The organism is Pseudomonas sp. H3_C08 (assembly GCF_054669455.1).
Genome location: NZ_CP162803.1, coordinates 5,723,315 through 5,742,724 on the forward strand (window position 1 = coordinate 5,723,315; position 19,410 = coordinate 5,742,724).

At 62.1% G+C, this 19,410-nt stretch carries 21 protein-coding genes; 1 reads left to right on the plus strand and 20 read right to left on the minus strand.

All coding sequences use genetic code 11. The features are described 5' to 3' along the window. Positions 1-25 precede the first annotated feature (25 nt). The 20 genes from AB4N74_RS26115 to AB4N74_RS26210 form a co-directional block, all read right to left on the minus strand. Positions 26-1,252 (minus strand): beta-ketoacyl-ACP synthase, encoded by a 1,227-nt coding sequence (locus AB4N74_RS26115; RefSeq protein WP_093430089.1) that lies wholly within the window; start codon positions 1,250-1,252, stop codon positions 26-28. Continuing rightward, complete coding sequence (gene fabG / locus AB4N74_RS26120; RefSeq protein ID WP_099757785.1) at positions 1,252-1,980, minus strand: 3-oxoacyl-ACP reductase FabG; 729 nt, start codon at positions 1,978-1,980, stop codon at positions 1,252-1,254. Before fabG ends, AB4N74_RS26115 begins: the two co-directional genes overlap by 1 nt. Then, positions 1,973-2,437: a hotdog family protein gene (locus AB4N74_RS26125; protein ID WP_257356868.1), complete on the minus strand. Its 465-nt coding sequence runs from the start codon at positions 2,435-2,437 to the stop codon at positions 1,973-1,975. Before AB4N74_RS26125 ends, fabG begins: the two co-directional genes overlap by 8 nt. Continuing rightward, the gene (locus AB4N74_RS26130) at positions 2,434-3,630 is read right to left on the minus strand and encodes a beta-ketoacyl-[acyl-carrier-protein] synthase family protein (RefSeq protein ID WP_460097671.1); all 1,197 of its coding nucleotides are present in this window, start codon (positions 3,628-3,630) and stop codon (positions 2,434-2,436) included. Before AB4N74_RS26130 ends, AB4N74_RS26125 begins: the two co-directional genes overlap by 4 nt. Then, positions 3,627-4,094: a hypothetical protein gene (locus AB4N74_RS26135; RefSeq protein ID WP_437182483.1), complete on the minus strand. Its 468-nt coding sequence runs from the start codon at positions 4,092-4,094 to the stop codon at positions 3,627-3,629. The genes AB4N74_RS26130 and AB4N74_RS26135 overlap by 4 nt, the downstream gene beginning before the upstream one ends. Before the next feature lie 128 nt (positions 4,095-4,222). After that, a complete protein-coding gene (locus tag AB4N74_RS26140; RefSeq protein WP_099757788.1) occupies positions 4,223-4,948 on the minus strand; it encodes a class I SAM-dependent methyltransferase in 726 nt (241 codons plus the stop codon). Continuing rightward, on the minus strand, positions 4,945-6,192 hold the full coding sequence (locus tag AB4N74_RS26145) for an NAD(P)/FAD-dependent oxidoreductase (protein ID WP_093430094.1): 1,248 nt from the start codon (positions 6,190-6,192) through the stop codon (positions 4,945-4,947). Before AB4N74_RS26145 ends, AB4N74_RS26140 begins: the two co-directional genes overlap by 4 nt. Beyond that, positions 6,179-7,342, minus strand: coding sequence for a cation:proton antiporter (locus AB4N74_RS26150; RefSeq protein WP_093430095.1), 1,164 nt, complete (start codon positions 7,340-7,342; stop codon positions 6,179-6,181). Before AB4N74_RS26150 ends, AB4N74_RS26145 begins: the two co-directional genes overlap by 14 nt. Beyond that, complete coding sequence (locus AB4N74_RS26155; RefSeq protein ID WP_460097673.1) at positions 7,339-9,678, minus strand: MMPL family transporter; 2,340 nt, start codon at positions 9,676-9,678, stop codon at positions 7,339-7,341. Before AB4N74_RS26155 ends, AB4N74_RS26150 begins: the two co-directional genes overlap by 4 nt. Then, positions 9,662-10,264, minus strand: a complete 603-nt coding sequence (locus AB4N74_RS26160) for an outer membrane lipoprotein carrier protein LolA (protein ID WP_460097675.1) — start codon at positions 10,262-10,264, stop codon at positions 9,662-9,664. The genes AB4N74_RS26155 and AB4N74_RS26160 overlap by 17 nt, the downstream gene beginning before the upstream one ends. Continuing rightward, positions 10,261-10,686: an acyl-CoA thioesterase gene (locus AB4N74_RS26165; RefSeq protein ID WP_095047227.1), complete on the minus strand. Its 426-nt coding sequence runs from the start codon at positions 10,684-10,686 to the stop codon at positions 10,261-10,263. Before AB4N74_RS26165 ends, AB4N74_RS26160 begins: the two co-directional genes overlap by 4 nt. Next, positions 10,679-12,223 carry an HAL/PAL/TAL family ammonia-lyase gene (locus tag AB4N74_RS26170; RefSeq protein WP_095125314.1) on the minus strand — a complete coding sequence of 515 codons (1,545 nt, stop codon included), beginning with the start codon at positions 12,221-12,223 and terminating at the stop codon, positions 10,679-10,681. The genes AB4N74_RS26165 and AB4N74_RS26170 overlap by 8 nt, the downstream gene beginning before the upstream one ends. Beyond that, on the minus strand, positions 12,204-13,151 hold the full coding sequence (locus AB4N74_RS26175; RefSeq protein ID WP_093430100.1) for an LpxL/LpxP family acyltransferase: 948 nt from the start codon (positions 13,149-13,151) through the stop codon (positions 12,204-12,206). Before AB4N74_RS26175 ends, AB4N74_RS26170 begins: the two co-directional genes overlap by 20 nt. Then, positions 13,148-13,882 carry a glycosyltransferase family 2 protein gene (locus AB4N74_RS26180; RefSeq protein WP_093430101.1) on the minus strand — a complete coding sequence of 245 codons (735 nt, stop codon included), beginning with the start codon at positions 13,880-13,882 and terminating at the stop codon, positions 13,148-13,150. The genes AB4N74_RS26175 and AB4N74_RS26180 overlap by 4 nt, the downstream gene beginning before the upstream one ends. A gap of 77 nt (positions 13,883-13,959) precedes the next feature. Then, on the minus strand, positions 13,960-15,639 hold the full coding sequence (locus AB4N74_RS26185; RefSeq protein WP_460097678.1) for an AMP-binding protein: 1,680 nt from the start codon (positions 15,637-15,639) through the stop codon (positions 13,960-13,962). After that, positions 15,636-16,181, minus strand: coding sequence for a COG4648 family protein (locus AB4N74_RS26190; protein ID WP_460097680.1), 546 nt, complete (start codon positions 16,179-16,181; stop codon positions 15,636-15,638). The genes AB4N74_RS26185 and AB4N74_RS26190 overlap by 4 nt, the downstream gene beginning before the upstream one ends. Next, positions 16,178-16,432: an acyl carrier protein gene (locus AB4N74_RS26195; protein WP_064388843.1), complete on the minus strand. Its 255-nt coding sequence runs from the start codon at positions 16,430-16,432 to the stop codon at positions 16,178-16,180. The genes AB4N74_RS26190 and AB4N74_RS26195 overlap by 4 nt, the downstream gene beginning before the upstream one ends. A gap of 9 nt (positions 16,433-16,441) precedes the next feature. Then, complete coding sequence (locus AB4N74_RS26200) at positions 16,442-16,717, minus strand: phosphopantetheine-binding protein (protein WP_093430104.1); 276 nt, start codon at positions 16,715-16,717, stop codon at positions 16,442-16,444. Further along, entirely contained in the window at positions 16,695-17,507 is an 813-nt protein-coding gene (locus tag AB4N74_RS26205) for a lysophospholipid acyltransferase family protein (protein WP_093430105.1), read from the minus strand. The genes AB4N74_RS26200 and AB4N74_RS26205 overlap by 23 nt, the downstream gene beginning before the upstream one ends. Then, complete coding sequence (locus AB4N74_RS26210) at positions 17,483-18,208, minus strand: beta-ketoacyl synthase chain length factor (RefSeq protein ID WP_460097682.1); 726 nt, start codon at positions 18,206-18,208, stop codon at positions 17,483-17,485. Before AB4N74_RS26210 ends, AB4N74_RS26205 begins: the two co-directional genes overlap by 25 nt. Positions 18,209-18,564: 356 nt before the next feature. On the opposite strand from AB4N74_RS26210, the gene AB4N74_RS26215 reads away from it, so the two are divergent. Continuing rightward, positions 18,565-19,335: a ParA family protein gene (locus tag AB4N74_RS26215; RefSeq protein ID WP_034152927.1), complete on the plus strand. Its 771-nt coding sequence runs from the start codon at positions 18,565-18,567 to the stop codon at positions 19,333-19,335. The last annotated feature ends 75 nt before the right edge of the window (positions 19,336-19,410 follow it).

Below are 19,410 nucleotides of genomic sequence, written 5' to 3' on the forward strand. Positions count from 1 at the left end.
TCCCTTCACTCCAAACGTGGTGCGGTCAGTGCCAGCGGCGGAAAATCAACGAGGTGTTGACGCCACCAAAAGCGAAATTGTTGTTCATCACGTAGTCGTGATGCATCTGGCGGAACTCACCGCGCAGGTAATCGAGTTTGCCGCAGTGCGGATCGACCTCGTCGAGGTTGAACGTGTGCACGTACAGGTCGCGGTTCATCATCTCGATGCTGAACCACGACTCCAGCGCGCCGCAGGCGCCAAGGGTGTGGCCGAGGAAGCTCTTCTGCGAACTGATCGGCATGCGTTCACCGAACAAACTGCTGGTTGCCAGTGTTTCGGCAATGTCGCCCTGTTCTGTAGCGGTGCCGTGGCCATTTACATAACCGATGGCCTCCGGCGTCAGGCCGGCGTCTTCCAGCGCCAGTTCCATGGCACGGCGCATGGTCACTTGTTCCGGGCGTGTGGTGTGCTGGCCGTCGGCGTTACTGCCGAAACCGACGATCTCGGCGTGGATATGCGCACCGCGCGCCAGAGCATGTTCCAGCTCTTCAAGCACCAGCATGCCGCCGCCTTCACCGATCACCAAGCCATCGCGGCCCTTGTCGTACGGGCGTGGACTGGTCTGCGGCGCATCGTTTTTCAGGCTGGTGGCGTAGAGTGCGTCGAAGACCATGGCTTCGGTCGGGCACAACTCTTCGGCGCCACCGGCGAGCATCAACGGCAGGCGGCCGAACTTGATCGCCTCGTAGGCGTAACCGATGCCCTGGCTGCCGCTGGTGCAGGCGCTGGACGTCGGGATCAGCCGCCCGGTGAGACCAAAGAAGATGCTGATGTTGGCGGCGGTGGTGTGCGGCATCATCCGCACGTAGGAGTTGGCGTTGAGGCCTTCGGCGACAGAGTTGAGCAGCATGTTGCCGAACGCTTTGATCTCGTCGGTGCTGCCGGTGGACGAACCGCAAGCCACGCCCATTCTGCCGTCCTTGATCGATTCGTCACCGAGCAAACCGGCGTCAGCCAGGGCTTTTTCTGCTGCCCCGACCGCCAGCCGCGACACCCGGCCCATGCTGCGCAGTTGCTTGCGCGTCCAGTGCGCAGGCACTGCAAAGTCATCGATCGGCCCGGCCAGGCGCGTGTTGAGTTCGCTGAAACGATCCCACTCGTCCATCCGGCGGATGCCGCTGCGATTGGCCGCAAAGTTGCCGGCGATGGTCTGCCAGTCGCTGCCCAGCGAGGTGATGCCGGCCATGCCGGTGACGACGACGCGCTTCATCAGCACAAGCCTCCGTTGACCGCCAGCACCTGGCGGGTGATGTACGAGGCTTCCGCCGACATCAGGAAATTCACCGCACTGGCCACCTCTTCCGGGGTGCCCATGCGTTGCGCGGGGATCATCTTCATCAACTCTTCCACCGGCACGTTTTCATCCAGCATCGCCGTGTCGATCAGGCCCGGTGCGACGCAGTTAACGGTGATTTTGCGCTTGCCCAGCTCGATCGCCAACGCCTTTGCCGCGCCGATCACGCCGGCCTTGGAGGCGCTGTAGTTGACCTGGCCACGGTTGCCGATCAGCCCCGACACCGAGGTGATGCAGACAATGCGACCAGCGGCACGGCGGCGGATCATCGGCATCATCACCGGGTGCAGGACGTTGTAGAAACCGTCAAGGTTAGTGCGCAACACCACGTCCCAATCGTCGTCACTCAGAGCTGGAAATGCGCCATCGCGGGTCAGCCCGGCATTCAACACCACGCCGTAATAGGCGCCGTGGCTTTCGACGTCGGCTTCCAGAATGGTTTTGCAGGTTTCGCGATCGGCAACGTCGAATTGCAGGATGCGCGCCTTGCGCCCCAGTGCTTCGATTTCTGCGTGAACGCCTTGCGCTTCGGCTACGCCGCTGCGGCAGTGCAGGACGATGTCGTACCCGGCCTTTGCGAGGCGCAAGGCAATGGCGCGGCCGATGCCACGGCTGGAGCCGGTGACCAGTACGGATTCAGTCATCGTTCGACTCCTGTGTCTGTTGCAGATATTGATTGACCTGAGGCGGACGGAACACGTTCAGGCGTGCGCTGGCGTGAATGCCGGCGCCGTTGATATGGCATTCGAAGACGCCCATGCCGTTGTCATCTTCCAGCGAACGCAGACCATGGATGGTCAGTTCGCTGCCGGCGGGAAACGCTTCGACGTTGCACTCGAACTTGCGCGTACCGAGCAGAAAGCCCAGCTCCACCGGATTGCCTTTCTGCCGCGCGTGGCAACCGGCAAATGCGGCGACGCTCTGCGCCATCAGTTCGATGCCGACCCAGGCCGGCAGGCTGCCGTCGGGCAGGTTGAACAGGCCATCAGGCTGGACCGTGAGACGGGTGTAGATCTGCTCATCGTCAAAACTTGTGATGCTGTCGATCAGAATCATGTCGCCCGCATGGGGCAGCAGTTCGGCGAGCGGCCAGGGGATCATGGGGCGTCTCCGATAATCAGGCTGACGTTGTTGCCGCCGAAGGCAAACGAGTTGCTCATCAGGTAGCGGGGTGCAATGGACGTCAGGCGCTCGCTCGCGGTCACCCACTTCAGCGGTGGCAGCGCAGGATCGGGCTGAGCGTCCCAGACGTGTGGCGGCAAGGCGTGGTCGGGGTTGTCGGTGCTCAGGCTCAACCAGCAAAACGCTGCTTCCAGCGCACCGGCCGCGCCAAGGGTGTGGCCGGTCATCGGCTTGGTCGATGAACAAGCCACGCCTGCGGGGAACAGCGCGGCAACCGCCAGGCTTTCCATGGCGTCGTTGTGTTGGGTAGCGGTGCCGTGCAGGTTCAGGTAGTTGATCTGCGCTGCTTGCAGATGAGCGCGGCTCAAGGCTTTCTGCATCGCTTGCAGGGCGCCGCGCCCGGTCGGTTCAGGGGCAGAAATATGATGGGCGTCGGAGCTGGCGCCGGCGCCGAGCAAGGCAATGGCCGGGCCTTTGCCCTGTTGTTTGCTCATGACAAACAGCACCGCCGCTTCGCCGATATTGATGCCGCTGCGGTTGGCCGAGAACGGATTGCAGCGCTCGTCGGACATCGCTTCAAGTGACGAGAAACCGTTGAGGGTCAGTTTGCACAGGCTGTCGACGCCGCCACACAGCACCGCGTCGCACAGGCCCAGATCGAGCAAACGCTGAGCGCTCATCAAGGCACGGGCGCTGGAAGTGCAAGCGGTGGAAATCACATAGGCCGGGCCGCTCAGTTGCAGCCAGTCGGCGAGGAAATTGGCCGGGGCGCCGAGTTCCTGTTGACGATAATCGTATTCCGCCGGGAACTGCTGTTCGCGGATGTAGTGCGCCAGACCACGGCTGGCCTCGTCGATGCCCGAGGTGCTGGTGCCGAGCACGACACCAATGCGGTCGCGGCCGTAGGTCTGGATCGCTTGATCAATGTCATCGCGAATCTGCAACGCCGCTTCCAGCAGCAGCTGATTGTTGCGGCTGCGCTGATCGGCGAGTTCTGCCGGGATCGGCGCCAGTTCACCCTGGACGGCCGCGACGGGCAACTCACGCTCCACCACCCAGCCGGACTCGCGGCGCATGCCCGAGCAGTCGCCGGCGAACAGCTTGCGCGCGACGGCTTGTTTGTCGCGGCCCAGCGCGCAGATCACGCCGAGGGCATTCAGGTAAGCGGTCATGGCGTCGGTTCACCCAACGGAGAAACGCGGTAGTGCGGGCCTTGAGGCAGGTTCAATTCGAAGCTCAACGGTTGTGAATAACGGATATCCCAGCGCGCCGGCAGGGCGCGTTGCTGGCCCTGTTGCAGTGCGGCGGGGTAATTGCGCAGCAGCTCGCCCGACGGGGTCAGGGCGAACAACAGCGCGGCAAACAGCTCTCGGGCTTCTGGGTTCGGTGGCAGCAGCCCATCGGCCTGCCAGTGGCCGTCGATCAGTTGCTGCCGCGCTTGGGGAATGCCCAGCGGGTCCATCATCGACCAGCGGATACCCGGGCCTTCGCGCTGGATCACCAGCAGCCAGTCCTGGCGTTGTTCGGCTTGTTGGCGTTCGATGTGCAGTTGCAGAGGCAGCGGGAGTGTTGGATTGCCCGCAGGCAACGGCGCCTGGCTGGCGCAGGCACTTAACAGAAATATTGCGCCGACCATCACCAGTCGCAACACAGCGGTCACTGTAGGAGTGAGCCTGCTCGCGATAGCGGTCGCACATTCAACATACAGGTTGGCTGACCCACCGCTATCGCGAGCAGGCTCACTCCTACAAGGATTTGTGTACATCAGGAAACCTCTGCCAGCGGTTTACGCGCGACAACGTTGACCAACGTCTCTTCTCGCTCACCAAACGGTTTCGGTTTGCGCAACCCGAACCGTTCCAGCAAGCCAAAATCTTTCGACCGGCTCCACCACAAATACGGGTAGGAAACATTGCCCTCGCCAAATTCGAAACCCTGCCCGCGAATCATCTGCAGATACTGCGCCGCACTCTTTTGCACGTGCATCGGATGACGGAACAGCCAGCGGATCACCCACGTATCAATGTAAGCCTCGGTGGACTCGGCGAACAGCAGATAGCCACCCGGTTTCAGCACTCGATAAAACTCGGCGAGGGCTTTTTCCTGCTCGACCAGATGATGGAAAGTCTGATGACAGAACAGCAGATCAACACTGGCGTCCGCCACATTGAGCGTCGCGCAGTCACTGCCGATCAGTTCCACCTCCAGATCCAGACGCGCCGCTTCTGCGCCGCTCAATTCAAGGCTGTGCGGGTCGGCATCAACGCCGATCAGGCGCTGTGGCGCAAAGGTCTGGCGCAGATGAGCGAACGACTTGCCCTGTCCGCAACCAGCATCCAGCAGCACCGGGCTTTCCGGCAGAGCGTCACTAAACAAACCACGCAAATCATTGATCGCCACGCGCAAGACGTGGTGCTGCCAGGTGTGGCTGCGCAGGAACCAGAAACCGAAGCGGGTTTCCTCGACGTAGCTGTCGCTCAAGTAGTTCATGTGGCGTCCTTTGCACAGAGTTCGGAAATCATCTTCAAGCGGCGACGCGCTTCGCTGACGAACGGGTTGCGCTCATCCCAGGCGTAGCCGGCGAGGATCGAACAGATCATCCGACGGATTTCCGCCTGACTGTCTTCATAAAAAATCACGTCCTGAAAGGTGCCGGCGTACCAGCCCTCGACGTAGCAGCGAAAGGTGTCGACGCCGCGCTTGAGTGGCTCGGCAAATTCGCCTTGCCAGTCGACCGTTTCACCTTGCAACTGACGGTGCAGCACCGCTGCGGCCATGCTCGCCGAGCGCATGGCGATGGTCACGCCGGAGGAGAACACCGGGTCGAGAAATTCTGCCGCGTTGCCGAGCAAGGCAAAGCCCGGCCCGTGCAGGGTTTTCACGTTGGCGGCGTAACCGCCGAGCGTGCGTGCAGGGGTGTCCCACACAGCATTGTTCAGAACGCCGGCGAGGCTCGGGGTTTCGGCGATGAAGCTGCGCAGACAGGCATCCAGATCGCTGTCGCGACCCTTGAAATGTTCCTCGGCGGCGACCACGCCCACCGAGCAGCGTCCGTTACTGAACGGGATCGTCCAGAACCAGACATCGCGATGCTCTGGATGGGTGGTGACGAGGATTTTCTCGCGGTCGAACGCCGGGTTGTCGATGTGATCTTCGACGTGGGTGAACACCGCTTGGCGCACCGGGAAGTTCGACGGCGCTTCCAGATCCAGCAGTCGCGACAGCACACGACCGTAGCCGCTGGCATCAAGGACGAAATCCGCTTCGACGCGATAGTCGCCGCCGTCCTCGCGACGTACATTCAGCTGCGGTTTCGTCCGCTCGAAATCGACGCTGACGATGGCGTCACCGTAGCGGATTTCCGCGCCTTGCAGCGCCGCCTGATCAGCCAGCAGTTTGTCAAAATCGGCGCGCTGCACCTGAAACGTGGTCGGTTTGCCGCCGGTAAAGGTGTCACCGAAATCGAAGGCGCTGTAACGCTCGCCCCAGGCGAACGCGGCGCCGGTCTTTCGCTGGAATCCGGCGGCATTGACGGCGTCGAGCATGCCGGCTTCTTCGACGAAATCCAGACAATGGCTGAGCAGGCTTTCACCGATCGAAAAGCGCGGAAAGTGCTGGCGCTCGATCACCAGTACATCGTGGCCCTTGCGCTTGAGCAGCGCGGCGGCGATGGCGCCGGACGGACCGGCGCCGATGATCACGACCTGACGGGATTCCATTTCAACGATTGGCACGTGAGCTCCGGGGCAAAGGATGTTGCAGATTCAATGGCGCGCGATGCAGGCCGATCAGGGCCGGTAGCAGCGTCGCGATCAGGCCCATCAGCATCAGCGCGAAATACAGCGCCGGGGTGATGAGCTGTTGTTGCAAGAGCAGATTGAGAAAGACGATTTCGCTCAGGCCGCGAATATTCAGCAGCACACTTTCGCGCCAGCGGCTGGCGCCTTCGAACGAGGCGCCGGCCCAGCCGAGGCCGAGCCAGTTGCCGAGCAGTTTACTGGCAATCGGCAACAGCAGCAGCGCCGCCCATTGCAGCGGACCAAGGCTGGAGAGCGCACTGTGCACGTCGATCTGGACGATGCCGAACGTCAGAATCAGCGGGATCGCCAGCCACGTCTGCAAACGGCTCATCCAGCGCGCCGGCAATGGCAGTACCAGCGGCACTTTCAGCGCGGCCATGCATAGCAGGTAGCCGATGCCGAAGATCAGCGCGTTGAGTTTGTAGTGCTCGGCCATCACCAACAGCGCAAAGAAGCCGAGGCTGTAGGTCAGCGGTCGACGCGCACGCAACAGATGCAACAGCAACGGCACCAGGGCGAGAGCCAGCGGCAGCAGCAGACTGCTCAGATGCAGACTGCCCTGGGCGAGGCCGAACAGCGTCCAGCAGGTCAGATCGATGAGGATCGCGGTCTGCACCAACCGGCGAGTGGCGGTGGGCGGATAATCGATGTGGCGCAGATACAGGTACAGCACCGGGATCGCGGTGATCGCGAACACCAGACCGATGGCCAGCGAGTTGAGCCACGGTTGCGTCGGCAGCAGCCAATAGGCAGCGGCCAGGCCACAGGCAAACGGCACGAGGAAACTCGGCACGGCGATTTTCACGCTCTGGCGATCGAGTTTCAGATCGATCACATCACTGAGGATATGCCCGAGCAGTAGGGCAAAACTCAGGCTGTAGAGGTTTTTCAGCCAGTCAGGCGCAATCAGTTGCGCGCCGCTGAGCTGCCAGCCCGGCTCGATCCAGAAGTACATCAGCAGCGGCAAGCCGAAGCTCGCCAGCAGCAATTGGCTGACGATCGGGATCAGGCCGAAGTGGCGCCCGATGCGCGTGGCCACAGCGAACAACGCCAGAGCCAGCAGCCAGAAAGCGGCGACCATCATGCCGCTGGCTCCGCGACGGCTGCCGTGTGTTCGTGGCGCCCGGCCCACGGTGCGAGCATGAAACTGAACGCCAGACCGAGGCTCACCGACAGCCCGAAGTTGCTCACCGCCGGGGTGCTGGAAACCGCCAGCAAACCGAACGACAGCCATGTCGTCACAGCCGCGAGCAAGGTACCGAGCAGGCTCACCGCCGCACCGCCGACCTGTTCGCGCATGAGAATCGCGTAGTCGACGCTGATCGCTGTGACCAGCAGCAGGCCGAACAGGCTGAACAGGGTCAGCGGCTGACCGAGCCAGCCGAGACTGGCGAGGCTGCACAACGCGGCGAGCAACGGCAGGGCAACGATGCGCAACGCACCGCCGAGACCGAACGGCAGCATCAGCACCAGCACGATCAACGCGCAGGAAGCGAGTTTCAGTTCAGCGGCGCTGATCTGCGTCGCGGCGAATACCTCGTTCAACTCACCGAGGCGATCGACCAGCGTCACCCCCGGCAAATCCAGCGCCTGCACGCGCAACAGTGCCGGGTTGTTCAGGCCTTGCAGGCTGGTCATTGCCGCTACGCCGTCTTCGCTGGGGCCGAGCCAGAGCGTGCGATAAGGTTCGCCGAGCGGGCCCGCCAGAGCCGCGTCGATGTCTTCGGCGGGCACGGTCTGCAATTGCTGTAGTTCGGTTTGCAGCGCGGCGAGCGGCACGCCGAGGTCGAGCAGTGGCTGCCAGTATTGCGGCAGTTTGTTCAGCGCCTGACGTACCTGTTCTTGCTGGTTCGGCGGGCTGAGCAGTTGATCGAGGGCCAGATAGCCTTGCAGCTTGTCGAGGTTGACCAGTTGCTGCAGACGCTCGCTCAGCGCGGCCTGACGCTCGAGCAATTGCTGCTGATTGTCGGCGCGCACGAGGAAAAACTGGCTGGTCGGCTGATAGCCGGTGATGCGCGCGATGGTCTGCGCTTCGTCGGTCAGCTGTTGCGGTGCGCCGACCCATTGGCGAATGTCATTCTTGCTTTGCAGTTGTACTAGACCGCCTACGCAGAAGGCGATCAGCAGCGCCAGCAACACCGGCGTGCGCACGTGCTCGAGCAGTTTTTCACGCAGCGCAACCATGCGCTCGGCCAGCTGCAGCGGCCATTGCGCGGGGCGCAGTTCGACGTTTTTCAGCAACGCCGGCAACAGGCACACCGCCGACAAATAGGCACCGAGCAAGCCAGCGGCGGAGAACACCGCGATTTGCGTCAGCGCCGGGAACGGCGTCCACGCCAGTGCCAGATAACCGATGGCGCTGGTGATCAGGCTCAGGGTCAGCCCGGACAGCGTCAAACGCAACGCCGGCCAACTGCGCCAAGGCTTCAGGCTCCAGCTCTTCGACAAATAGTGCAGTGGGTAATCCACGGCCACGCCGATCAGGCTGGAGCCGAGCACCAGCGTCATCACGTGCATATGGCCGAACAGCGCCACACACGCCACCGCGCCGAACAACATGCCGACCAGCACCGGCACGAACGCCAGCAACACGCGCCAGCGGCGGAAAGCGAGCAACAGCAGCAAGAGAATGCCGACCGTCGCACCACCACCGACCCAGGTCATTTCGCGCGTGGCTTGCTGCTGACCATTGGCCGCGTAGAGCAAGCCGCTGGCGGCCAGCAATTGCACGTCGGATTTCGCCGCCTGCTCGCGGCTGGCTTGCAGCAATGCCGCGACTTGCAGCGGCAGGTCCATGTCGAAAGCATTGCCGGTGGTGCGTGCACGCAGCAGCACCCAGCTCTTGCCGTCCGCATCGGCAATCAACGCGCCGCTGCCGATGTCCAGTTGCACCGAACCGTGCTGCGGCTGGCTGTTCTGAATGCGCCCGGTCAGGCCCAGCCAGTCATCCTGACTCGGCACCAGACTGAAACCGCTGAACGGATCGAACAGGGCCTGCACGCGTTGTTGAATGAATGCGTCGGGGTGTTCGATCAGCAGTTGCCGGTCATCCGCCGAGAGCATCGCCAGTCGCCCTTGCAGCAGTTGCGTGCGCAGCGCTGGCAGATCCGCCTGCAGGTTCCACTGCACTTTCTCGAACAGACCGCTGGCCTGCCATTGCTCGCCCAGCGTCTGCGCCATGGCCACCGCGTGCTGGCGATCGGCGTGGCCGACCAGCACCAGCATTTCGCGGTTGAGCGGTTCCTGCATGCGCTGCTCGGCGCGCTGTTCGAGGGCATCGGGGTGGGTGCCGGGCACCAGTTCCATCAGGTTCGCCGACAATGGCGCACCGTCACGCCACTGCCAACCGGCCAGAGCGACGACCGCCAGCAGCAGAATCAGAAACAGCCAGGGCAGCCTGCGTTCACTCGGCAAAGTCATTTTGCTCCGCGTCGTTCAACGGTTGCCCGGCGGTGCTGTCCTGCATGCGCAATACGGTGCTGTCGCCCTGGGTTTCCAGCAGTTCGATGGTTTGCACCAGCGTGCCGCCGTCGATATTGATCTGGTTGAACACTTGCTTGAGCAGCAGCGAGCGCGGGGTCAGGGTGAGTTTCCACTGCTGTGCATCGCCGCTCAGGGCCAGTTCGAAATCGCGTTGCAGGCCACTGCTGTCGCCTTGCAGCACGGCGAGGAACAAGCGGTTCTGCTCGGCCCCGGCGCTCTTGTTCGGCAGCAGTTGCCAGCCGTTGCCGTCACGCCGGGCGATGCCCTTGGCGGTGATGCGGTAGTCCTGTTGCAGCGGGGTCTTCAGCAGCCAGAGCAGGCCGTGGTTTTTCGCCAGAACAAAACTGCCCTTGCTGATCAGCGGCTGCGGTAATGCACGCAGGTGTTTTTCCTGAATGAACTGACCGTGGATCACGTCCGGTTTCGCCAGTTGCTCGCTCAGTTGTTGCAGGTCGAAGGCGTTGGCCAGAGAGGACATCACCAGTAGCGCCAGTACACTCAAGCCTTTAACAAAAGCATTCATCGCAGCATCCTTTCCACGGCATCGGTGAAGACCTTCGGCGAAGCCAGTTGCATCTCGCGGCTGCTGACTTCCACTGCCACTTGCACCGAGCTGGCGCGAGTCAGGCGTTCGCCGCTGTGCAGGTCGGTGATCAGGTAATTGATCTTCAGACGGTTTTCCCATTCGACCAGACTGGCGCGCACATTCAGGCGCTGACCGAACACCGCGCCACGCACGTAGCGCAGTTGCAGGTCGATGATCGGCCAGGCATAACCGGCCTCGACCATGTGCGTGTAGTTGTGGCCGATCTTGTCGAGCAGCGCGCAACGCGCCACTTCGAGGTATTTGACGTAATGGCCGTGCCAGACGACGTGCATGGTGTCGACGTCGAAAAACGGTACGAGGATTTCCGTGTCGGCGTGAAGCACTCCGGCGCTACGCATGCAGCCTCCAGTGTTGAGCGGCGATACGTTGCAGGCACAGGCGCAATTCGCCTTCCAAGGCGCGGTCTTCGATCACCGGCGGGAAGTCCTTGGCCAGTTCTGCGTGCATCGCCGCCAGCGATGGCGGCAACGGCCGGGCATCTTCGGCTTGAGCACGCAGCCACACGCCCTGGTTGGCGGCGAGCAATGTCGCGGCAGCGACCTGTTCGGTCAGCTCCAGCACGCGGATCGCATCGCGAGCAGCGATGGTGCCCATGCTGACTTTGTCCTGGTTATGGCACTCGGTGGAGCGCGAGAACACGCTGGCCGGCATGGTGTTTTTCAGCGCTTCGGCGGTCCAGGCGCTGGTGCCGATCTGCACGGCTTTGAAACCGTGGTTGATCATGGCGCGATCCGCCGGAGCACCGGAGAGGTTGCTCGGCAGGCCGTGGTTGTAACGCTCATCCACCAGCAAGGCGAGTTGCCGATCGAGCAGATCGGCGACGTTGGCCACGAGGTTTTTCAGGCTGTCCATGGCGAACGCGATATGCCCGCCGTAGAAGTGTCCACCGTGCAGCACGCGCTCGGCTTCGGCGTCGATGATCGGGTTGTCGTTGGCGCTGTTCAGTTCGGTTTCGATGAATGAACGCAGCCAGTTCAGGCTATCGGCCAATACGCCGAGCACGTGCGGGGCGCAGCGCAGCGAGTAGCGATCCTGCAGGCGATGCAGCGGCGCGGTCGGCGCGTCGATCGCCAGATCCTTGCGCAGCCACGCGGCGACCTGCATTTGCCCTGGATGTGGTTTGGCGGCGAACAGACGTTCGTCGAAGTGCTCCGGATTGCCTTGCAGCGCGACCACGTTGAGCGCGGTGATGCGCGTGGCCAGTTGCAACAGATAGTCGGCACGGGCGAAAGCGAGGCAGGCGAGACCGGTCATCACGGCGGTGCCGTTCATCAGCGCCAGCGCTTCTTTCGGGCGCAGTACCAGCGGTGTCCAGCCGAGTTCACGATGCACATCGGCAGACTGGCGACGTTCGCTACGGAACATTACTTCACGTTCACCGGACAGCGTTGCAGCGACGTAGGACAGCGGCGTCAGATCACCGCTGGCGCCGACCGAACCCTCTTCAGGGATCAGCGGCAGGATGTCGTATTCGAGGAACGCGTGCAGACGCTCCAGCAATTCCACGCGCACCCCGGAGACGCCGTGACACAACGACTGCAAACGCGCCGCCAACACCGCGCGGGTGGCTTGCGCGTCGAGCAGTTTACCCAGCCCGCAACCGTGGAAGGTGTAGAGGTGACGCGGCAGCGCCTCTACGTGATGCAGCGGCACCGCGACCACGCAGGAGTCGCCGTAACCGGTGGTCACGCCGTAGATCACGCCTTCCTTGTCCAGCAGCGAATCGAGGAACCGCGCGCCCTTGGCGATGCGCTCGCGATAGTCGGCGTCGCTCTGCAACTGCACGGGCGCCTGACGGTTGGCCAGGGCCAGCACGTCTTCGATGCGCAAAGGGCGTTCGCCGAAGGTTACCGGCTCATGGGTTGGCGTCGTCATCGGTCTTCCAGAAAGGGTAAAAGTTGAACCATTGTTGCGGCGCTTCGAGGCAATAGTGACTCAGGCGCTGCGCATAGCGGGTGGCCCACTGATGAATGACCTGCTCGCGCTCGCTGCGCTTCCACACCACGGCGTCGGCGAAGGGCTCGAGAGTCAGGCGATAGTGACCGTCCGGTTGCTTGAGGCACATCAGCAGATTGACCGGGCATTTGAGCAGGCCGGCGAGCAGCCACGGGCCTTGCGGGAACGGCGCCGGATGGCCGAGAAAGTCCACGGTTACGCTGCGCCCGCCATGCAGGGGGACGCGGTCGCCGGCAATCGCCAGCCACTCACCGCGCTCCAGGCGTTCGTGCAGTTGCAGCATGATCACCGGGTCCAGTTCGCTGACTTGAATCAGGCGCAGATTGGTCGCCCCAGCCTCACCCAGCAAACGGTTGAATTGTTCGGCGTGCTTGGTGTGCACCAGCACGTTCATGGTGACCTTTTCGCCGATTTCCGCCAGTGCGCGACAGACTTCCAGATTGCCCAGGTGCGCGCCGACCAGCAGTTGTCCGCGACTGCCGCGCAGCTGATTGCGCAGCAGGGCCGGGTCGATGATTTCGATCTGTTCGATGCGCAGCTTGCCGTTCCACACGTCGAGCTTGTCGAGCATCGAATCGGCGAATGCCATGAACTGACCGAACACCCGCCAATGAGTGGGGTGTAAATCTTCGCGCTGACTCCACGCCGCCAAACGCTGCTGATATTGCCAGGCGCTGCGCCGTGCGGTGCGGCCGAAGAGGAAAAAGTACAGGACGATGCCGTACAGCAACGGACTGAGCAGGCGTCGGCCAAGGACCTTGGCGGCGAACGCGGTGAATTTCATCAACAGAAAGCTGCCGCGTTCTTCGCGGTCGGCCCAGTGCTGCTTGTCGGCTTCACCGCTCATGCGCGCCACCGCCGCCAGAGGATCACCGGGAAGCGCAGCAACATGCCGAGAAACAGCCGCGTGTGCATGCTGGAAATCAGTGCGTTGTCATGGAACAGACGGAAGTGCGACACACCGTCCAGCGGATAATGCACGCTGGTTTGCAGCCAGCGCATCGGCTGATTGCGCCACGACAGGCGCACGAGAATGTCCGAGTCGAAATCCATGCGCTTGCCGACTTTCGCCGAATCGATCACCGCCAGCGTCGGGGCCAGCGGATAGACGCGGAAACCACACATTGAATCGCGGATCTGCAGCGACAGCGTGTTGATCCAGACCATCACGTGGGTCAGGTAGCGCGCGTACAAACGACCTTTCGGCACGCTCTCGTCGAACAGCGGATAACCGCAGATCATCGCCTCGGGATGGGCACGGGACTCGGCGACAAAACGCTCCACATCGTGCAAGTCGTGCTGGCCGTCGGCATCGACCTGCAGCGCATGGCTGAAACCCAATAACGAGGCTTCGCGCAAACCGGTCATCACCGCGCCGCCCTTGCCCTGATTCGCGGTCAGGCGTACCAGATGCACGTTGTCGCGCTCGGCCAGTGCGTCGAGCACTTTCGCGCAGGACGGGCTGCTGGCGTCGTCCACCAGAATGCACGGCAGTCCTTGCGCGAGCAGAGCCTCGACCACGGTGCCGATCGCAGTTTCGTGGTTATAAACCGGGATCACGGCGCAAGGGTTATGCATACGTTTTCTCCACTGGAAGACCGCGATCCCTGTAGGAGTGAGCCTGCTCGCGATTGAGTGCGCAGCACTCACCAAGGTCAACCATGCTCTACACCCAAAAGAATCCGCCCACTGGAACAGGTCGCCGTGTCATTGCGATAAGCGAAATACAATTTGCCGCGCTCCGGATCAAAGCGCAGGTGCAGCTGAATTTCATCCCCAGGCCGCACCAATTGCTGGAACTTCAGCACTTCCATCCCGGCAAACGGACCGGTCAGATTGAGCAGTTGGCGACCGAGGTTCAGTGCCCATTCCACCTGCACCACGCCAGGCAATACCGGGGCTTTAGGAAAGTGGCCGCTGAAATAGGCCAGGTCCGGGGGCACGCTCAGTTGCAGGCTCCACTCGCCAGTGGTCTCGACCTGTTCCAGCACTTCGGGCGCTTTCGCTCGCGGGGCCATCAGCAGCGCTTCGATATCGGCCTGCGGCAGTTTGCCTTGGCTGTTCAACGGTAATTGCCGCACCAGCCGCCAACGTCGCGGTAAAGCCAGGGCTTCACAGTGTTGGCGCAAATGCTGGCGCAGGGTTTCGGTCAGGCTGCGGCGACCGTGCTCACGCAAGGCAAACAGGCCGGCCTCGCTGAGCACCAGTAGAGCACCGAGAGAGGCGCGATTTTCCTGGACCACGCCCAAGCGCGCTTCGGCGACCCAGTCGTGGTCAACCAAGGCTTGCTCAAGCATGGGCAGCGAGATGCGTTTTTCTTCCAGTTTGACGATCCGGTCCAGCCGTCCGAGCAGTTCGAAGCGGCCATCGATGCCGATGCGCGCGGCGTCAGCGGTGTGCTCGACGTGCCCGGCAGGCAAGTAAGGTGAGGCGATCAGCAGGGCGCCGTCGCTGTCCTGGCTCAGTTGGACACCGGCGAACGGTTGCCACAGTAGTTGGCCCTGACGCCAGGCAATGCCGCCGGTTTCCGAGCTGCCGAGGATTTCCGTCGGCCATTGCTGCAAGCGTTGCTGCAGACTTTGCGCAGCTTCGACCGGCAACGCACCGCCGGAGGAAAACACCCGGCGCACGGCGCTCAGGGCCGGCCAGTCGAGGTTGTCGCCCATGCGTTTGAGTAACGCCGGGCTGGCCACCCACGCAAAGGCTGGATATTTGCGGCTGGCACGCTGCAAGTCTTCGGGGAACGCCAGTTGCTTGCGCACAAACGGGCGCCCGGCACACAGCGGCCACAGCACGCGAAACAGCAAACCGTAAATATGCTGGGTGGCGACGCTGCCGATGATGCAGGCCTCACCGAGATCCGCGCCCCACAACTGTTCCAGTGCTTCGACCTCGTTGGCCAGTTGGCGCAGGGTTTTGTCGATGCGCTTGGGCTCGCCGCTGGAGCCGGACGTGCACAGGCTCAGACGGCACTGGTCGAGGTCCAGTGCGGCACCTGCTAGTGATGGCTGCTGAACGTCGCTCAGTTGCGCGTCATCGGTTTGATCCGTCAGCCACAGATCGACCTCAGCCGACCAGCGCTGGCGGGTTTGCGCTTGCAGGTCCGAGGGCAGCAGAACACTCACGCCTGCACGCCATGCACCCAGCAAGGCGATGGCCAGTTCGGCAGCATCTTCCAGGTGCACAGCCAGGCGCTTCACGCCCTGAGCTTGCAGGCCGGCGGCAACGCTCAGGGCCTGTTCGCACAGCTGCGCGTGATCGAGGGCCGGTGCGTGGCTGATCACCCGCGCCGGCACAGGCTTGAGCAACAACTGCTCAAGTTTTATCCAGTTCATGTACGGCCTCTTACCCGTTGTCGTATCAGCCATTCAATGGCAAACATCAGGCCGATCAATCCATAGGAGATCAGGCCGGTGTACAACATCCACCAATTCAGCGGCGCCCACAGGGTCAGCAGGGCGGCGCATAAACCGTTGCAGAAGAAAAACACGCTCCAGGCCAAGGTGACCTTGCGTGTATAGCGGATCGCGATGTCCGGCAGCTCTGGCTCACGCAAGCGCGCCAGGCGCTCGACCATCGGCGGGCCGTATTTCAGGCTCAGGCTGAACAGCACTAGCATGAAGCCGCTGATCAGCACCGGGTACCAACGCAGCAACAGCGGACTGTCGAACAGCGCCAGCAGCAGGCAAAAGGCGATCGCCACACAGGCCATCCACAGGCTGCCGGGTTTGCGCTCGCCAGTCAGTGCCCGCGCCAGCCAAAGGCTGCCCAGCAGCAGACCGAACTGCCACGGGGCAAAATGCTCCATGCCGAAATACACCGCAAAGGGGTACAGCAGACCGGCCAGCAGCAGGCCCAGGCCGATCAATCGGCTCATGCGGCCGGTTGAACCAGACGGTAAACCGCCTCGACCACGTCACCGACAGTGCGCACCGATTTGAATTCTTCGGCGGCGATTTTCTTGCCGGTCTGGCGTTTGATGTGATCGATCAGATCGACCGCGTCGATGCTGTCGATTTCCAGATCCTGATACAGGTTGGAGTCCAGGCTCACACGGGCCGGATCCAGTTCGAACAGCTCGACCAAGGCATCGCGCAGGGTGTTGAAAATATCGTCACGAGTTTGCATGGTCCGGTCTCAAGCTGCCTGTTTTGCCGTGACGAACGCCGCAAGGCTGGCCACGTTGGTGAAATGGTTACGGGTGTCTTTGGCGTCGGCGTCGATCTTGATGCCGTATTTTTTCTGGATGGCCAGACCCAGTTCCAGCGCGTCGACGGAATCCAGGCCCAGGCCTTCGCCGAACAGTGTTTGCTCGTCTTCGATGTCGTCGACGCTGATGTCTTCGAGGCCGAGGGCGTCGATGATCAGCAGTTTGATGTCACGCACCAGGCTAGGGGTGTTCAGATCGCTCATCTTCGGCGAGCTCCTTAATGAAATATGAGTGCAAATAATCGTTGAGCTTGCGCGAGGCTTGCGGTGCAGGGCCTTGCGCGGCGAAGGCTTGTGGGTCTATATCGGCCCCGACGCGAAAACTGAAGTGCACACGGCGGCTGGGGATCCGGTACCACGGTTCGGCTTTGGTCAATGTGGTCGGGCTGACCTTGATAATCACCGGCGTGAGGATTTTCGCACCGCGCAGGGCAATCGCCGCAGCGCCCCGATGAAAGGCCGGCGCCTGGCCCGGCTGGGTGCGCGTGCCTTCGGGAAAGATGATCAGGGTCTGGCCGTTTTGCAGGGATTGGGCGGCGGCATCGAGCATGTCCATGCTGCCGTCATTACTGATGTATTCGGTGCGGCGCAACGGGCCACGGGTGAAGGGGTTTTCCCACAGGCTTTTCTTCACCACGCAATTGGCCTGGCGCACCAGACCGATGAGGAACACCACGTCGATCAGCGACGGGTGATTGGCGATGATCATCTGTCCGGGTCGACCGAGACGTTCGGCGCCCTGAATGTCATAGGTCAGCACACCGGTGCGGGCCATGAACCGGACGAAAAACCAGAACAGCCGGCTGACGGTCTGCCGCGCGCGTTGGCGATGCACAACGGCGTCACCGGGCAGGCAAGCCAATAGCGGAAACACCAGCAAACGCAGGCACAGCCCGCCTAGCCCGAACAGGGTAAAGCTTGCGGCGGTGGCCAGCAGGCGCCAGTAATAGGCATCGCGGTTTTTTTCGGTCACGGGTTGCGTTGCCAGGTCCATACACGATTTTTCCAGGCATGTTGGCAATGGGTTTGCTGGCCGAGCAGGTTTTGCAACAGATTGAGCGCGTGGGGCCAGTGCGCTTTTGACCGTGTTTCTGTGACGCTGTTCAGGGTCAGCCGCCAGTCGGTACCGGGGGTGAGCAAAAGACCGAGCGCGTAGGGAAACGGCACATCGTCGATCCACGCTGAATAGGCTTCGGGTGGTTGTTCTTCGGTGATCACCAGCAACACCGCCGGGGCGCCTTCATTGAGCAGCGCCGCCGCTTCGAGCATGCCGTGCTCAAGGCCGTCGCCGGCCGCGGCGAGGGCGGTCATTTCGCTGGTTTCGCCACGCATGATCGACCACAGACCGATGATCGCGTTGTGCACGGACAGGCTGAACTGGGTCGGCGACAGCGGCTGTTCGGTCGCCAGATCACTGAGGATGTCGTAAGTCCGTGGGGTTTCACCGTGGCGCGAGACGAACACCAGCGGCAGGCTGTCCCGCCCGTCGGCCAGGGGCCAGCCAACGCTGAACGCCATGCGTGCCAGACGACTGAGGCGGCGGCGCCGCATGGCCGGCAAAAACGACACATCGGGCGCGGCATCACTGCGCTGGAGTACGACCGGTTGTCGGCTCCAGGCCTGCCAGGCGTCCACGCTGTCGAGGCCAGGGGCCCACGCGCGCCATTGGGCGATGTTGAAGTTGATCACGGACATTCATCCCGCCCCTGCAGGCTTTTGTTGACGCGTTGAATCGCCAAAGCCGCAGCAGGCTTGACGTGGCGCTTGGCGCCGGGTGGCGCGCATTATCCCGGTGCGACGAGTGTGTAGCAAATGCTGGTTACATTTTGCGCAACGAAATGTACCGAACGGTTCGCAAGAGAGCTGTCACTTTGCCATTATCCAGATTCCCAGCAGTTTGTCTGTCGGGGATCGCGGCGATCAATGGCGGTTATTGCGCTATCTGTCCGCGGATATTTGCACCTGACTCTGTAGTCCATGTCCATGAAGGTAGCGAAGCGAGGTCACGCGCATCTACACTCGGTCATTCTTTGATACACGGAGGTTTTGTCATGCGGCGCGTGGTGTTCAATCAGAAAGGTGGGGTAGGCAAGTCCAGCATTGCCTGCAATCTGGCGGCGGTCAGCGCCAGTGAGGGTTATCGCACGCTGTTGGTCGATCTCGATGCCCAGGCCAACTCCACTCAGTATCTGACCGGGCTCACCGGCGATGACATTCCGATGGGTATTGCCGACTTCTTCAAGCAGACCCTGTCTTCCGGGCCGTTCTCGAAGAAGAATCAGGCGGACATCTACGAAACCCCGTTCGACAACCTCCACATCATCACCGCCACGGCGGAGCTGGCCGACCTGCAGCCCAAGCTTGAGGCCAAGCACAAGATCAACAAACTGCGTAAGTTGCTCGATGAGTTGTCTGAGGATTACGACCGGATTTACCTTGATACGCCGCCGGCGCTGAATTTTTATGCAGTATCGGCGTTGATTGCTGCCGATCGCGTGCTGATCCCTTTCGATTGCGACAGCTTTTCCCGTCAGGCGCTGTACGGGCTGATCGCGGAGATCGAGGAGTTGAAGGACGACCACAACGAAGGCCTGGAAGTCGAAGGCATTGTGGTCAACCAGTTCCAGGCCCGGGCGAGCCTGCCACAGCAGATCCTCGATGAGCTGATTGCCGAAGGTCTACCGGTGCTGCCGGTGTACCTGACCAGTTCGGTGCGCATGCGCGAATCGCATCAGGCCAGCATGCCGCTGATCCACCTCGATCCCCGGCACAAGCTGACCCAGCAGTTCGTCGAACTGCACAACTTGCTCGAAGATCACTGATCCCTTGAGCTATCCATGAACACCTGTGGGAGCGAGCTTGCTCGCGAATGCGTCAGTTCAGTAGACATCTTCGTT

Excerpts from the sequence above, each read along its gene's own strand:
- AB4N74_RS26115 (WP_093430089.1), bottom strand. The coding sequence starts at position 1,252 with ATGAAGCGCGTCGTCGTCACCGGCATGGCCGGCATCACCTCGCTGGGC.
- fabG (WP_099757785.1), bottom strand. The coding sequence starts at position 1,980 with ATGACTGAATCCGTACTGGTCACCGGCTCCAGCCGTGGCATCGGCCGC.
- AB4N74_RS26125 (WP_257356868.1), bottom strand. The coding sequence starts at position 2,437 with ATGATCCCCTGGCCGCTCGCCGAACTGCTGCCCCATGCGGGCGACATG.
- AB4N74_RS26130 (WP_460097671.1), bottom strand. The coding sequence starts at position 3,630 with ATGACCGCTTACCTGAATGCCCTCGGCGTGATCTGCGCGCTGGGCCGC.
- AB4N74_RS26135 (WP_437182483.1), bottom strand. The coding sequence starts at position 4,094 with ATGGTCGGCGCAATATTTCTGTTAAGTGCCTGCGCCAGCCAGGCGCCG.
- AB4N74_RS26140 (WP_099757788.1), bottom strand. The coding sequence starts at position 4,948 with ATGAACTACTTGAGCGACAGCTACGTCGAGGAAACCCGCTTCGGTTTC.
- AB4N74_RS26150 (WP_093430095.1), bottom strand. The coding sequence starts at position 7,342 with ATGATGGTCGCCGCTTTCTGGCTGCTGGCTCTGGCGTTGTTCGCTGTG.
- AB4N74_RS26155 (WP_460097673.1), bottom strand. The coding sequence starts at position 9,678 with ATGACTTTGCCGAGTGAACGCAGGCTGCCCTGGCTGTTTCTGATTCTG.
- AB4N74_RS26160 (WP_460097675.1), bottom strand. The coding sequence starts at position 10,264 with ATGAATGCTTTTGTTAAAGGCTTGAGTGTACTGGCGCTACTGGTGATG.
- AB4N74_RS26165 (WP_095047227.1), bottom strand. The coding sequence starts at position 10,686 with ATGCGTAGCGCCGGAGTGCTTCACGCCGACACGGAAATCCTCGTACCG.
- AB4N74_RS26170 (WP_095125314.1), bottom strand. The coding sequence starts at position 12,223 with ATGACGACGCCAACCCATGAGCCGGTAACCTTCGGCGAACGCCCTTTG.
- AB4N74_RS26175 (WP_093430100.1), bottom strand. The coding sequence starts at position 13,151 with ATGAGCGGTGAAGCCGACAAGCAGCACTGGGCCGACCGCGAAGAACGC.
- AB4N74_RS26180 (WP_093430101.1), bottom strand. The coding sequence starts at position 13,882 with ATGCATAACCCTTGCGCCGTGATCCCGGTTTATAACCACGAAACTGCG.
- AB4N74_RS26185 (WP_460097678.1), bottom strand. The coding sequence starts at position 15,639 with ATGAACTGGATAAAACTTGAGCAGTTGTTGCTCAAGCCTGTGCCGGCG.
- AB4N74_RS26190 (WP_460097680.1), bottom strand. The coding sequence starts at position 16,181 with ATGAGCCGATTGATCGGCCTGGGCCTGCTGCTGGCCGGTCTGCTGTAC.
- AB4N74_RS26195 (WP_064388843.1), bottom strand. The coding sequence starts at position 16,432 with ATGCAAACTCGTGACGATATTTTCAACACCCTGCGCGATGCCTTGGTC.
- AB4N74_RS26200 (WP_093430104.1), bottom strand. The coding sequence starts at position 16,717 with ATGAGCGATCTGAACACCCCTAGCCTGGTGCGTGACATCAAACTGCTG.
- AB4N74_RS26205 (WP_093430105.1), bottom strand. The coding sequence starts at position 17,507 with ATGGACCTGGCAACGCAACCCGTGACCGAAAAAAACCGCGATGCCTAT.
- AB4N74_RS26210 (WP_460097682.1), bottom strand. The coding sequence starts at position 18,208 with ATGTCCGTGATCAACTTCAACATCGCCCAATGGCGCGCGTGGGCCCCT.
- AB4N74_RS26215 (WP_034152927.1), top strand. The coding sequence starts at position 18,565 with ATGCGGCGCGTGGTGTTCAATCAGAAAGGTGGGGTAGGCAAGTCCAGC.